This is a genomic window from Stenotrophomonas sp. GL_111, from assembly GCF_057835245.1.
In genome coordinates this window covers 3,573,245-3,587,362 of the sequence record NZ_CM174421.1, presented here as the reverse complement: position 1 = coordinate 3,587,362, position 14,118 = coordinate 3,573,245, and the positions used below count along the sequence as shown (strand labels likewise).

The following is a 14,118-nucleotide window of genomic DNA, read 5'->3' as shown; positions in this document are numbered from 1 at the left end:
CGATATTTATACTATACCGGCTGGTTCACTATTGGGCGCGCTGCAACAGTATGTTGCCGGCGTGTTCCCCGGGTTACTTCTTCAGGTCCAGGGCCTCATGAAAAACATGCGATGGATGGGCGGTGGGTTGTTGGCGATCATGCTGGCGGCCTGTGGCAAGCAGGATGCCGAGCCGGCAGCGGCGATTCCGGTGCTGGTGGTACATCCGGGCACCGTGGCCGGGCAGGAGCTGGCGGCGTATCCGGGCGAGATCCGCGCCCGTGAAGAAAGCCCGCTGTCGTTCCGCGTCGGGGGCAACCTGGTCAAGCGCCATGTCGATGCGGGCCAGCGCGTGCGCAAGGGCGAGCTGCTGGCTGAACTGGACGCAGCCGACTACGCCTCCCAGGCCGCCGCGTCGCAGGCGCAGCTGGCTGCCGCCGAGGCCGACCTCGTACGTGCCCGCGATGACCAGAAGCGCTATGCCGCCCTGGCCGAGCAGCAGCTGGTCAGCCGCTCCGCGCTGGACCAGCAGACCGCCGCCTTCAAGGCCGCGCAGGGCCAGGCCAATGCCGCCCGCGCCAATCTCGCCGTCGCCCGCAACCAGGCCGGGTACGCCCAGCTGCGGGCACCGGCCGATGGCGTGATCGCCAGCCGCCAGGCCGAAGCCGGGCAGGTGGTGAGCGCCGGGCAGACGGTGTTCACGCTGGCCGCCGATGGCGGCCGTGAAGTGCTGATCGCCCTGCCGGAAAGCAATATCCGCGACTACCAGGTCGGCCAGGCCGTGCAGGTGGAACTGTGGAACCGCCCGGGCCAGCTGCTGGCCGGCACTATCCGCGAGATCGCGCCGGCCGCCGATGCGCAGGCGCGTACCTACGCGACCCGGGTCAGCTTGGCTGCCGAGGCGTTGAGCCAGGTGGAACTGGGCCAGAGCGCGCGGGTGTTCGCCACCGCCGGGCGCAGCGGCACCCTGCAGCTGCCGCTGGGCGCGGTGCTGCGCGGCAGCGACGGCAGCGCCAGCGTGTGGGTGGTCAATCCGTCCAACGGCACTCTCAAGGCCACCCCGGTGAAGGTGGGCGCGTTTGGTGCGAACGCGGTGCCGGTGCTGTCCGGCGTCAGCGCCAATGACTGGGTGGTCGCTGCCGGCGGCCATCTGCTGCGCGAAGGCCAGGCGGTGACCGCGGTGGATCGGCAGAACCGCCCGGTGCTGGCCCCGGCGACCGCGCCGGCTGCCGCCGTCAAGGGAGACTGAGCGCGTGCGCCGCTTCAATCTCTCCGAATGGGCGCTGAGCAACCGCCCGCTGGTGCTGTTCGCGATGATCGCCTTCGCGGTCATCGGCGCATGGTCCTACAAGCACCTTGGCCAGTCCGAGGATCCGCCGTTCACCTTCAAGGCGATGGTGGTACGCACGATGTGGCCCGGTGCCACCGCCGAGCAGGTCTCGCGGCAGGTCACAGAGCCGATTGAAAAGGCGCTGATGAACACCGGCGAGTACGAGTTCATCCGCTCGTACTCGCGCCCGGGCGAATCGCAGGTGATCTTCATGGCGCGCGACAGCCTGCGCTCCAAGCAGATTCCGGACCTGTGGTACCAGGTACGCAAGCGCGTGGGCGACATCCGCTCCACGCTGCCGCGCGAAATTGTCGGCCCGTTCTACAACGATGAGTTCGGCGACACCTTCGGCAACATCTACGCATTGACCGGGCAGGGTTTCGACTACGCGGTGATGCGCGACTACGCCGACCGCATCCAGCTGGAACTGCAGCGCGTGCCCGACGTCGGCAAGATCGACCTGGTCGGTCTGCAGGACGAGAAGGTCTGGATCGAGCTGTCCAACACCAAGCTGGCCACGCTGGGCGTGTCGCTGCAGCAGGTGCAGCAGGCCCTGGCCGACCAGAACGCGGTGAGCGGGACCAGCTTCTTTGAAACCCCGAGCGATCGCGTGCAGCTGCGCGTGACCGGTCAGTTCGATTCGATCGAGGACATCCGCAAGTTCCCGATCCAGGCCGGCGAGCGCACCTTGCATCTGGGGGATATCGCCGAGGTCAAGCGCGGCTTCGCGGACCCGTCCGCACCGAAGATGCGCTTCATGGGCCAGGATGCGATCGGCCTGGCGGTGGCGATGAAGGAAGGCGGTGACATCCTCAAGCTGGGCGCCACGCTGGATGCCGAGTTCGAGCGCCTGCAGAAGACCCTGCCGGCCGGCATGCAGCTGCGCAAGGTGTCCGACCAGCCGCATGCGGTGGAAGAGTCGGTGGGCGAGTTCGTGCAGGTGCTCACCGAAGCGGTGGTGATCGTGCTGCTGGTCAGCTTCTTCTCACTGGGCCTGCGCACCGGCCTGGTGGTGGGCGTGACCATCCCGCTGGTACTGGCGATGACGTTCTTCGTCATGCACTACTTCGGCATCGGCCTGCACAAGATCTCGCTCGGCGCGCTGGTGCTGGCGCTGGGGTTGCTGGTGGACGATGCGATCATCGCGGTGGAGATGATGGCCACCAAGATGGAGCAGGGTTACGACCGCCTGCGCGCGGCCAGCTTCGCCTGGGAATCCACCGCCTTCCCGATGCTCACCGGCACCTTGATCACTGCGGCCGGCTTCCTGCCGATTGCCACGGCGGCATCGAGCACCGGTGAATACACGCGTTCGTTGTTCCAGGTGGTGACCATCGCGCTGGTGGTGTCGTGGATTGCCGCGGTGCTGTTCATTCCCTACCTGGGCGACAAGATGCTGCCGGACCTGTTCAATCCGCAGCTGCCCAAGCCGACCAGCCTGGCCGGACGCTGGCGTGCCAGGCGCCTGCAGTGGGCCGACCGCTTCCCGGCGTTCGCGCGCTGGATCAAGCCCACCGAGCACGCGCACGACCACGACCCCTATCAGCGGCCGTTCTACAACCGCTTCCGCCGCTTCCTGGATGCCTGCCTGCGCCACCGCTGGTGGGTGATCGCGGCGACCGGCGCGCTGTTCGTGTTCTCGCTGGTGATCTTCCGCTTCGTGCCGCAGCAGTTCTTCCCGGACTCGACCCGGCCCGAGTTGATGGTGGATATCGAACTGGCCGAAGGCGCCTCGCTGGCCGCCACCCAGGCCCAGGCCAGCAAGCTGGAGAAGCTGCTGAAGGGGCGTGAGGGCATCACCAACTATGTGGCCTACGTGGGCACCGGTTCGCCGCGCTTCTACCTGCCGTTGGATCAGCAGCTGCCGGCCACCAACTTCTCGCAGTTCGTGGTGCTCACCGAAGACGCCAAGGCCCGTGAAGCCACCCGCGACTGGTTGATGAAGGACGTGATCAAGCAGTTCCCGGACGTGCAGATGCGCGTGACCCGGCTGGAAAACGGCCCGCCGGTGGGCTACCCGGTGCAGATGCGCGTGTCCGGCGAGCACATCGCGCAGGTGCAGGCGATCGCGCGCCAGGTCGAGGCCAAGGTGCGCGAGAACCCGCACGTGATCAACGTCAACCTGGACTGGAGCGAGCCGAGCAAAGTGGTGCGGCTGGTGATCGACCAGGACCGTGCCCGTGCGCTGGGCGTGAGCAGTGCGCAGGTGAGCCAGTTCCTGAGCAGTTCGCTGTCGGGCATGAGCGTGAGCACCTACCGGGAAGGCAACCGCCAGATCGAGATGCTGCTGCGTGGGCCGGACAACGAGCGCGCGCAGCTGGACCTGATCGGCAGCCTGGCCATGCCGACCAGCAGCGGCACCCCGGTGACGCTGTCGCAGGTGGCACGGCTGGAATACGCCTTCGAGGACGGCATCATCTGGCACCGCAACCGCCTGCCCACGGTGACCGTGCGCGCCGATATCGGCGATGGCATGCAGCCGCTGGACGTGGTCCAGCAGATCCTGCCCACGCTGGACGGCATCCGCGCGCAGCTGCCGTCGGGCTACCTGCTCGAAACCGGCGGTACCGTGGAGGATTCAGCGCGTGGGCAGAACTCGATCAAGGCCGGCATGCCGCTGTTCCTGATCGTGGTGGCCACGCTGCTGATGCTGCAGCTGCGCAGCTTCTCGCGTGCGGCGATGGTGCTGGTGACCGCGCCGCTGGGCATCATCGGTGCCACGTTGTTCCTGCTGCTATTCCGCGCGCCGTTCGGCTTCGTGGCGCTGCTGGGCACGATTGCCCTGGCCGGCATGATCATGCGCAACTCGGTGATCCTGATCGACCAGATCCGGCAGGACATCGACGCCGGCCATGACCGCTGGCACGCGATCATCGACGCCACCGTGCGCCGCTTCCGCCCGATCGTACTCACTGCATTGGCCGCGGTACTGGCGATGATCCCGCTGTCGCGCAGCGCGTTCTACGGTTCGATGGCGATCTCGATCATGGGCGGGCTGATCGTCGGCACCGTGTTGACCCTGGTGTTCCTGCCGGCGCTGTATGCGGCGTGGTTCCGGGTGAAGCCGGATGAGGCGAAGAGCGGCGAGGGCTGATCGGATCGTGGATGACGAACAGGGGCGGCCAATGGCTGCCCTTGTTCGTTGCGGCGCGGCGGGGCGAAGGTGTTGCCGCGCGTACGCGGACGCTTTCGTAGTTGTTGTATTGCGCGCGACGCACCTTCTGCATTGAATGGATCCCATGCAGATACCAGAATGGCCATTGAAAGCACGTGGCATCCTGCTCGGGATGCTGCTCATCGCGGCTGGCCCCGGCCACGCATCGTCGGCCCAGCAGGATGCGAAAACGCTGTCTGGCAAAGCGCTGCGGGACGCGCTGGCAGCGATCATCGAATGCCGGCCGAGTGGGCATGCCGAGGACCAGGTGCTGGCCGCACTGGTGACCGACCCCGGATTGCCACAGTCGCGCCGGCTGCATGATCACGCGGCGTGGATAGGCTTCGCGCTTCCAGAGCCGATCGTCGTGTTCGGGCGGAAAACCCACGAAGTGCTGGTGGACGGTGGCGCCTTGACTGCGATTCTTCCGGACGTGCCCCTTGCCGAGGTCGTCGCGTCAAACGGACTGCGGGTGCATGGTTTGAGCGGCGCCTGGATAAAACCGGTGGCATGGCGCCCCCTCGATAGCGGTGAGGTGAGGATGCGGGTGCAGGTCGCGGTGCCCGACAGGCTCGATCCGAGCAGCGTTCAAGTGGGCTGCCAGATGGCAGACGAGCGTCGGATGGAGCAGCAGGCCAGCGCAGGTCTGGACGATCCGGGAACCCTCCCTGCCGATGCGGACATGAGGCTGATTGCTCGGCGGGTATTGAGCTGCAGCGGCAGTGTGCAGGAGGCCGCGCTACTGCGCAGCGTGCTGTTGGGCCTGGGTGGAGCGGGTACTCCGCTCGAAGCCTGGGCCCATGACAGCAGCGCAGGATGGAGGCCGCCGACGCCCCTCCTCATCGATGGCGCCACGGTGTCGACCCTTCTGCTTGCCAACGATGGTGTGGTCGGCGTCATTGACAAAGGTTCCGCCGCGGCGCTGGCGAAGCGCTGGGGGCTCGCGGCAGCGGTGAGCGATAGCGGCGAGCCACTGTACATTCTTGGATTTCCTTCAACACCTGCAGAAGATGGCTGGGTCGAGAGCAGGACGCGCTTCGTGGAGCACTGGAACGCGCAGACGCTGGTGACCGGGTGTGCATACACCGAGGCCTATCCAGAGCGCGGTTGGTGGCCCGAAGAGCAGGTCTCCCGGTAGGTGCCGGCCGTTGGCCGGCAGGATCTCAACGCAACTGAAGCCGCAGATGCAGCAACGGCACCAGCCAATCCAGAAACACCTGCAACCGTCGCGCACGATGCTGCCGGTGCGGATGCAGCAGCGTCACGGGCAGTGCCTGCGCCCGGTGCGCAGGCATCACTTCGACCAGCTGGCCGGCGTCGAGATGATCCTGCACGTCATAGCGGGGAATCTGCAGCAGACCCAGCCCGGCCAGGCAGCAGGCGATGGACGCTTCGGCGGTGTTGACCCGCACCCAGCCGCGCATCGGCAGGGTGCGCAGCACGGCGCCGTCCTGCCATTCCCACGGTTCGACCCGCCCGCTGCTCGGCGAGGCGTAGTTGACCGCGCGGTGTGTCTCCAGATCCGCCGGTGCCTGTGGCGTGCCGTGCGTGGCCAGGTAGTCCGGCGCGGCCACGTTGATGAAGTCCAGCATGCCCAGCGCCCGCGCCACCAGGCTGGAGTCGCCGAGCTGGCCCACCCGCAGCACCCCGTCGCAGCCATCCTCGACCAGGCTGACCGCGCGGTCGCCCATGCCCAGGTCCAGTTCGATACCGGGATAGCGCGCGAAGAAGTCCGGCAGGGCCGGTGCAATCACGCGCCGACCGATACGGCTGGGTACGTCGAACTTGAGTATTCCGCTGGGCAGCGCGCCGTCCTCGCGGAACAGGGCCTCGGCATCTTCCACCTCGGCGATCAGGCGTACGCAGCGTGCATGAAAGGCATCGCCGTCGGCGGTGGTCGATACGCGTCGGGTGGAGCGCTGCAGCAGCCGGGTACCCAGCCGCTGTTCCAGTTCGGCAACCGCAGCGGACACCGTAGAGCGGGGCAGGCCGAGCTGGTCGGCGGCGCGGGTGAAGCTGGCGCAGTCCACGACCCGGGCGAAGATGCGGAAGCGTTCGATACGGTCCATGGCTACCGGCCAATTGTTCGGTGATTCTGGAAGGTTAAGTCAGTTGGCGGGGCTTTATCCGAAGTTTCTGCACGATATTGTCGTCAGGGAGCGAATGCCAACCCGGTATTCCCGCTGATGGAACCCCACCATGACCGACCATCGCATTCAGGGTAAAACCGTACTGATCGCCGGCGGCGCCAAGAATCTCGGCGGCCTGATTGCCCGCGACCTGGCCCAGCACGGCGCCAGGGCGATCGCCATCCACTACAACAGTGCCGCCAGCCGCGACGATGCCGAAGCGACCCTGGCCGCCATTCGCGCGTCCGGCGCGCAGGCGGTTGCCGTGCAGGCCGACCTGACCTCGGCCGCCGCCATGGAGAACCTGTTCGCCGAAGTGGTCGCCACGATCGGCCGCCCCGACATCGCCATCAACACCGTGGGCAAGGTGCTGAAGAAGCCGATGCTGGAGATCAGCGAGGCCGAATATGACGACATGAGCGCGGTGAACGCCAAGACCGCGTTCTTCTTCCTCAAGGAGTCCGGGCGCCACCTCAACGATGGCGGCAGCGTCTGCACCTTGGTGACGTCGCTGCTGGGGGCGTTCACCCCGTTCTATTCCAGCTATGCGGGGACCAAGGCACCGGTCGAACACTTCACCCGCGCGGCGGCCAAGGAGTTTGGCGAGCGCGGCATCTCGGTCACCGCGATCGGCCCCGGCCCAATGGACACGCCGTTCTTCTATCCGGCTGAAAGCGCCGACGCGCAGGCCTACCACAAGACCGCCGCGGCGCTGTCCGCGTTCACCCGCACCGGCCTGACCGACATCGCCGATATCGTGCCGTGGATCCGCTTCCTGGTTTCGGAAGGCTGGTGGATGACCGGCCAGACGATTCTGGTCAATGGCGGCTACACCAGCAAATAGCGGTGGGTGCCGACCGTTGGTCGGCACGCTCGAAAGGCCCGCGTCGCAATCGCCCATGGCTCTCGCCCTGCGCGCCCCCCACAATGAGCGATTGCATTGTGTGGACTGCACCGCTGCCATGATTCAACACCTCGCCGGCCCGCTGGGCTGCGCCGTTGCAACCGCATTGTTTCTGCTCTGCGGTTCTACGGCGGCATCGGACAACACGACTACGACCGCCGACGCCTTCGAGCATGATCTGGCCACGATTCTGGAATGCAAGGCGTCGCCCGAGACATTGCAGGCCGTGGGTACGACGCTGCGCGCGGCCATGTACGGCGGTGCGCAGCAGCGCCCTGCGCATCTGCGGGAATGGCGTTTCACGCGCGGCGGCGATGAGGAGCATCCCGTCACAACCATCGACATGCCGCAGGCCGTGAGCGCGCACGGCATCGCAACGCGCCGCCTGTTCGTGGATGGCATGGGCTTCTGGATGCCAGTCGGTGCCACCCAGCGCGATCGCACTGTGGCCGCGCATGCACTGCACCTGCGCTCAAGCGATCTCGAGCAGCCATACCGCGTATGGGTGAATGCGGCGACTGGAACGGATGCCGCAAGGCCTGCTTCGGTGGTGGTGCGAAGCGATGGCGAGGGCGACCGGCTGGGCTGCGACTACCCCGGTCCTGCGCGCGACGAACGGGTTCCAGTACGACTTCGCGAGGTCGCCAGCACGCAGGATCTATCGGCTGCGCTGGAATGCCGCGCGGACGAGGGCGCCACGCAGCGCATCCGCAATCTGCTGGAACGTGTGTTTGAAGGGCCTGCACTGGGGTGGCCAGGCAACGTCATCGCCGCGCAGGAAAAGCAGTACCGGCTGGGCGATGATGAATTGCCAGCCCTGGTGGTCGAGTTTGCCGAACCGTTCGTGCTGCAGGGCCTTCCTGTCCGGAAGGTCGCCGTTGCCTACGGTGGCTATATCGCGGGCGATATGGGAAATGCGCCCGTCGAAAAGGTGTTGCGTGCTGCGGGCATGACGGCCCGTGATGAGGGGGAGGAAGCGGGTATGTGGGAGCGTGTGATCGCGAACACTGCGTTCCCGGCCGGTACCGAGATTCGCAGCCGCAGCGTGGTGCGTACCGATGAGGGGGTCGTCCTCTCGGGCTGCACGGTTTCGCGGGTCCACTCCGTCGCCCCATGAGGGGGTTGATCGGGGGCGGTGGTGCCGAGCATGGCTCGGCACTACCTGATCCCGGTGTTGGTCAGGCCTGCAGGCGTGCCAGCACCGCTTCTGTCGCCTGCGTGGTTGATACCGCCGCGCCCTTGGCCGCCAGATCGGCGGTGAACACGCCGGCATCCAGCGCCGCATGCACGGCGGCTTCCACCGCAGCGGCTTCTTTTTCCAGCCCCAGCGAGTGGCGCAGCAGCATCGCCGCGCTGAAGATCGTGGCGTACGGGTTGGCGATGCCCTTGCCGGCGATGTCCGGGGCCGAGCCGTGGATCGGCTCGTAGATGCCCACCGCGCCGGGCTCACCCAGCGAAGCGGACGGCAGCAGGCCGAGCGAGCCGGCCAGCATCGAGGCTTCGTCGGTGAGGATGTCGCCGAACATGTTCTCGGTCACGATCACGTCGTACTCGCGCGGCTTGGCCAGCAGGTGCATGGCCATCGAATCGACCAGCTGGTGCTCCAGCGCGACGTCCGGGAATTCCTCGCGGCCGATGCGGGCGGCCACGTCGCGCCACAGGCGCGAGGTCTCCAGCACGTTGGCCTTGTCCACCGAGGTGACCTTGCCGCGACGCTGCCGGGCCAGGCGGAAGGCCGTACGCAGCACCCGCTCGATTTCAGCCACGCTGTAGCTGCACAGGTCGCTGGCACTTTCGGCGGTGCGGGTCTTCTCGCCGAAGTAGATGCCGCCGGTCAGCTCGCGTACCACCACGAAGTCCACCCCGCGCAGCAGCTCGGGCTTGATCGGCGATGCGCCCAGCGCGGCTTCATGGGTGCGTACCGGGCGCAGGTTGGCGTACAGGCCCAGTGCCTTGCGGATCGCGAGCAGGCCCTGCTCGGGGCGGATCGTGGCGTTGGGGTCGGACCACTTCGGGCCGCCCACCGCACCGAGCAGGATCGCCTGCGCCTTGCGGCAGGCATCCAGGGTGGTGGCCGGCAGCGGCTCGCCGTGGCGGTCGATGGCGATACCACCGATGTCGTGTTCGGTGAAGCGGAAGGTGTGGCCGAAGCGCCCGGCAACCGCGTCCAGCACCGCGACGGCGGCGGCGGCGACTTCCGGACCAATGCCGTCACCCGGCAGTACGACGATCTCAGCGTGCATGTTCACTCTCATAGCGTTCAATTTCAGGGCTGCGGCCCAACAGATACCCCAACTGATCCACGCCTTCCAGCAGACAGGTCTGTGAGAAGCCATCCAGCGGGAAGGTGTAGACCCGGCCATCGGGCGTGCGCAGCTCGCGCGTGGCCACATCGATGCTCAGTTCGTCGTCGGGGCGTTGCATCAGGGTCTGCACGTCGGCTTCGTCCAGCACGATCGGCAACAGGCCGTTCTTCAGCGAATTGCCCCGGAAGATGTCGGCGATCTCGCTGCTGACGATGGCGCGCAGGCCCAGGTCGGTCAGCGCCCACGGCGCATGCTCGCGCGAGGAGCCGCAGCCGAAGTTGCGCCCGGCCAGCAGGATGCTGCGCCCGGCGTTGTGCGGCTGGTTGAAGGCGAAGTCCGGGTTGGGCACGCCATCGGCCTGCCAGCGCCAGTCGTTGAAGGCATGCTTGCCCAGCCCGGCGCGTTCGGTGGTGGACAGGAACCGCGCCGGAATGATCTGGTCGGTATCGATATTGGTCCCGGCCAGCACCACGCTGGTGGAACGCAGGGTGCGGAAGCCGCTCATCAGGCCACCTCCTGGGCGGCATACAGCTCACGCGGATCGGCGACCCGGCCGTTCACCGCCGCCCAGGCGGCGGTCATCGGCGAGGCCAGCAGCGTGCGCGAGCCGGGGCCTTGGCGACCCTCGAAATTACGGTTGCTGGTGCTCACTGCCAGCTGTCCCGGTGCAACCAGATCGCCGTTCATGGCGATGCACATCGAGCAGCCCGGCTCGCGCCATTCGGCACCGGCCGCACGCACGATCGCATCGATGCCTTCGGCCTCGGCCTGGCGCTTGACGATTTCCGAACCCGGCACCACCAGCATGCGCACGCGCTCGGCGACGCGGCGGCCCTGCAGCACCTGCGCCACTTCGCGCATGTCGCTGAGCCGGCCGTTGGTGCACGAGCCGACGAACACCACGTCCACCGGCGTCCCCGCCAGGGTCTGCCCGGCCTGGAAGTGCATGTAGTCCAGGCCCTTCTGCGCGGCGGCATCATTGGCCGCCGGAATCGGCTGGTCCACCGCGATGGCGGTACCCGGGTGGGTACCCCAGGTCAGAGTGGGGCGGATGTCGGCGGCGTTGATCTGCACCTCCACGTCGAAGCGCGCGCCGGCATCGCTGCGCAGCTGCGACCAGGCGGCCACGGCGGCGTCGAAGTCAGCGCCCTTGGGGCCGTGCGGGGTGTTGGCCATCCAGTCGAAGGTGACCTGGTCGGGGGCGACCATGCCGGCGCGCGCACCGGCTTCGATGGACATGTTGCACAGGGTCATGCGCTGCTCCATGTCCATCGCTTCGATCGTGCTGCCGCGGTACTCCAGCACGTGGCCGGTGCCACCGTTGACGCCGATCACGCCGATGATGTGCAGCACCACGTCCTTGGCGCCGACGCCGGGCGGCAGCGCGCCATCGACGCTGATCGCCATGGTTTTGGCTTTGCGCTGCAGCAGGCACTGGGTGGCCAGCACATGGCCGACTTCGCTGGTGCCGATGCCGAACGCCAGCGCACCGAACGCACCGTGGGTGGAGGTATGGCTGTCGCCGCAGACGATGGTCATGCCCGGCTGGGTGAAGCCCTGTTCGGGGGCGATCACATGGACGATGCCGCGGTTGGCGGACTGCAGGTCGAACAGCTCGATGCCGTGCTCGGCGCAGTTGCGCGCCAGCATTGCCACCTGCGCCTCGGAGGCCGCGCTGGCGTAGGGCAGGCTGCCATCGGCGCGGGCCGGCAGGGTCGGGGTGGAGTGGTCCATGGTGGCCTTGGTCCGGTCCGGGCGACGCGGCGACAGGCCACGCTCACGCAGTTCGGTGAAGGCCTGCGGCGAGGTCACTTCGTGGATCAGGTGCAGGTCGATGTACAGCACGGCGGGCGCGCTGTCCGATTCGGGCACGACGATGTGGGTATCCCACAGTTTGCCGTACAGGGTGCGGGGAGCTGGGGTCATGGGATGGCCTTGCTGTGGTTCATGTTTCACGATGTCTCAGCGGGTGCGCAGGCGTGCGTCGAAACGCAGCCGCACGTAGTCGGCGCTCCACTGGCCGCGCGCGTCGCGCTGGGTATGTTCGAGCAATGCCACCGCATCGTCGACCACCTGTTGGCGCTGCGTGGCGTCCAGGCCGACCAGGAACGGGGAGGCAAAGGTGCGCAGCCAGCCGCGCATGCCGGTCGGCAAGGCGGTGGGGCGCGGCAGGCATTCGATATGGCGGATCTGGAAGCCGTGCGCGCGCAGGCGCTCGGCGTATTCGTCGGCGCTGGGGAAGTACCACGGTGATGGCGGCAGCGCATGTCCATTGCCACACAGCGCGGTGTGCAGTGCGGTGATGATGTGGGCGACGTTGCCGTGCCCGCCCATCTCCGCCACGAAGCGGCCGCCGGGCTTCAATGCACGGCGCACGCCCTCGATCACCCGGTCCGGTTCGCGCATCCAGTGCAGGGCGGCATTGCTGAACACCGCATCGAACTGGGCGTTGAAGGTCATGGCATGGGCGTCCATCTGGTGTGCCTCGATGCCGCGCGCACGCGCGCCGCCGATCAGTTCCGGCGAGGCATCCATGCCAATGATCTGTGCGCCACTGAGCGCCAGCTCGAAGCTCAACACGCCATCACCGCAGCCCAGGTCGAGGATGCGCTCGCCGCGCTGCGGGTCCAGCAGGCGCGCCACGGCGCCGCCGAGCACCGGCACGAAGCCGGCATCGATGGCGTAGTCGTGGGCGTTCCATTGCTGGCCGGCCGGTTCGTGCCCGGCCGGCGGGATGTTGAAGCTGTCGAAGGCGCTCATGGGGGTCCTCAGGCCGCGGCGGACGCGGCAGGTTGTTCGGCGGCGGAATTGCGCTGGCGCAGCAGGCGGTTGGCCACATCCAGCCAGGCCAGCGCCGAAGCTTCGATGATGTCGCGGCTGGTGCCAGTGCCTTCGTACTCCACGCCTTCGTGGCGTACGCTCAGGTTGGCTTCGCCACGGGCATCGGCGCCGATGCCGACGCTGTGCACGTGGTAGCTGTCCAGCATCAGCTGCACGCCGGTGGCAGCCGACAGCGCGCCGAACAGCGCATCCACCGGACCATCGCCTTGGGCGGTCTCGGCCACGCGGTTACCGTCCGGGTCGGACAGTTCAACCAGCGCATTGGCGCGGCTGCCGACATCGCTGATGGTCATCGAGGCCAGCCGGTAGCCGTTCTGGGTGGAGCTGCCCTGCATCAATACCTGCAGGTCGGCGTCGGTGACCACGCGTTGCTGCTCGCACAGCGCCTTGAACTGTTCGAAGACCAGCTTCAGCTCGTCCTCGTCCAGCCAGAAGCCCAGTGCGCGCAGGCGCTGTTCCACCGCGGCGCGGCCGCTGTGGCGGCCCAGCACCATCTGCGAGGACTCCCAGCCCACGTCTTCCGGGCGCATGATTTCGTAGGTGCCACGGTGGCGCAGCATGCCGTGCTGGTGGATGCCCGACTCATGCGCGAAGGCGTTGGCGCCGACGATCGCCTTGTTGCGCTGTACCGGCATGCCGACCAGGCGCTGCAGCAGCTGCGAGGTGGCCACGATGCGCGGGGTGTTGATGCGGGTGTCTTCCTCGTAGAAGGCGTTGCGCACCTTCAACACCATCGCCAGCTCTTCCAGCGAGCAGTTGCCGGCGCGCTCGCCGATGCCGTTGATGGTGCATTCCACCTGGCGTGCGCCGCCCTCGATGGCGGCCAGCGAATTGGCCACGGCCAGGCCCAGGTCGTTGTGGCAGTGCGCGCTGAAGATGATCCGGTCACTGTCGGGCACCCCGGCGATCACGCGCTGGAACATGCCGCGGATTTCCTCCGGCGTGGTGAAGCCCACGGTATCGGGCAGGTTGATGGTGGTGGCGCCGGCGGCGACGGCCACGCGGGCAACCTCGATCAGGAAATCCTCTTCGGTGCGGGTGGCATCCTCGGCGGAGAACTCCACGTCATCGATATAGCTGCGGGCCAGGCTGACGTGCTTGTGCACCGATTCCAGCACCTGTTCGCGGGTCATCCGCAGCTTGTGTTCGCGGTGCAGCGGGCTGGTCGACAGGAACACATGCAGGCGCGCGTTGGCGGCCGCCTCCAGTGCCAGCGCCGAGGTCTCGATGTCGGCCTGCAGGCAGCGCGACAGCACCGCCAGGGTCGGGCGACGGACTTCGCGACCGATCATCGCCATCGCCTCGCGGTCGGACTGCGAGCTGGCCGGGAAGCCGGTTTCGATGACATCCACGCCCAGCTCATCGAGCGCACGGGCCATCACCAGCTTCTGCTGCGGGCTCATGCTGCAGCCGGGCGATTGCTCGCCGTCGCGCAGGGTGGTGTCGAAAATTCTAATTCGGGGGGAGTTGGGCAT

At 67.3% G+C, this 14,118-nt stretch carries 11 protein-coding genes; 5 read left to right on the top strand and 6 right to left on the bottom strand.

What is annotated here, in order from left to right; translation table 11 throughout:
* The first annotated feature begins 97 nt into the window (after nt 1-97).
* The 3 genes from AC3IPM_RS15925 (at nt 98) to AC3IPM_RS15915 (ending at nt 5,601) form a co-directional block, all read left to right on the top strand.
* The gene (locus AC3IPM_RS15925) at nt 98-1,228 is read left to right on the top strand and encodes an efflux RND transporter periplasmic adaptor subunit (RefSeq protein WP_489301060.1); all 1,131 of its coding nucleotides are present in this window, start codon (nt 98-100) and stop codon (nt 1,226-1,228) included.
* A gap of 4 nt (nt 1,229-1,232) precedes the next feature.
* Complete coding sequence (locus AC3IPM_RS15920; RefSeq protein ID WP_489301058.1) at nt 1,233-4,403, top strand: efflux RND transporter permease subunit; 3,171 nt, start codon at nt 1,233-1,235, stop codon at nt 4,401-4,403.
* A gap of 145 nt (nt 4,404-4,548) precedes the next feature.
* Complete coding sequence (locus AC3IPM_RS15915) at nt 4,549-5,601, top strand: hypothetical protein (RefSeq protein WP_489301056.1); 1,053 nt, start codon at nt 4,549-4,551, stop codon at nt 5,599-5,601.
* 25 nt (nt 5,602-5,626) lie between these two features.
* Here AC3IPM_RS15915 and AC3IPM_RS15910 read toward each other — a convergent pair whose 3' ends face one another.
* On the bottom strand, nt 5,627-6,532 hold the full coding sequence (locus AC3IPM_RS15910; protein WP_489301054.1) for a LysR family transcriptional regulator: 906 nt from the start codon (nt 6,530-6,532) through the stop codon (nt 5,627-5,629).
* Nucleotides 6,533-6,662: 130 nt separating this feature from the next.
* Here AC3IPM_RS15910 and AC3IPM_RS15905 point away from each other — a divergent pair, with 130 nt between their 5' ends.
* Together AC3IPM_RS15905 and AC3IPM_RS15900 are read left to right on the top strand one after the other, a co-directional pair.
* On the top strand, nt 6,663-7,436 hold the full coding sequence (locus AC3IPM_RS15905) for an SDR family oxidoreductase (RefSeq protein WP_489301052.1): 774 nt from the start codon (nt 6,663-6,665) through the stop codon (nt 7,434-7,436).
* 55 nt (nt 7,437-7,491) lie between these two features.
* Nucleotides 7,492-8,613 carry a hypothetical protein gene (locus tag AC3IPM_RS15900; protein WP_489301050.1) on the top strand — a complete coding sequence of 374 codons (1,122 nt, stop codon included), beginning with the start codon at nt 7,492-7,494 and terminating at the stop codon, nt 8,611-8,613.
* A 61-nt stretch (nt 8,614-8,674) separates the two neighbouring features.
* Here the strand turns inward: AC3IPM_RS15900 and leuB are convergent, their stop codons facing one another.
* The 5 genes from leuB to AC3IPM_RS15875 are packed head-to-tail and all read right to left on the bottom strand — an operon-like array spanning nt 8,675 to nt 14,118.
* Entirely contained in the window at nt 8,675-9,739 is a 1,065-nt protein-coding gene (gene leuB, locus AC3IPM_RS15895; protein ID WP_489301048.1) for a 3-isopropylmalate dehydrogenase, read from the bottom strand.
* Complete coding sequence (gene leuD, locus AC3IPM_RS15890; protein WP_489301046.1) at nt 9,729-10,307, bottom strand: 3-isopropylmalate dehydratase small subunit; 579 nt, start codon at nt 10,305-10,307, stop codon at nt 9,729-9,731. Before leuD ends, leuB begins: the two co-directional genes overlap by 11 nt.
* The gene (leuC, locus tag AC3IPM_RS15885) at nt 10,307-11,728 is read right to left on the bottom strand and encodes a 3-isopropylmalate dehydratase large subunit (RefSeq protein ID WP_489301044.1); all 1,422 of its coding nucleotides are present in this window, start codon (nt 11,726-11,728) and stop codon (nt 10,307-10,309) included. Before leuC ends, leuD begins: the two co-directional genes overlap by 1 nt.
* 36 nt (nt 11,729-11,764) lie before the next feature.
* Entirely contained in the window at nt 11,765-12,562 is a 798-nt protein-coding gene (locus AC3IPM_RS15880) for a methyltransferase domain-containing protein (RefSeq protein ID WP_489301042.1), read from the bottom strand.
* Nucleotides 12,563-12,570: 8 nt separating this feature from the next.
* A complete protein-coding gene (locus AC3IPM_RS15875) occupies nt 12,571-14,118 on the bottom strand; it encodes a 2-isopropylmalate synthase (RefSeq protein WP_489304181.1) in 1,548 nt (515 codons plus the stop codon).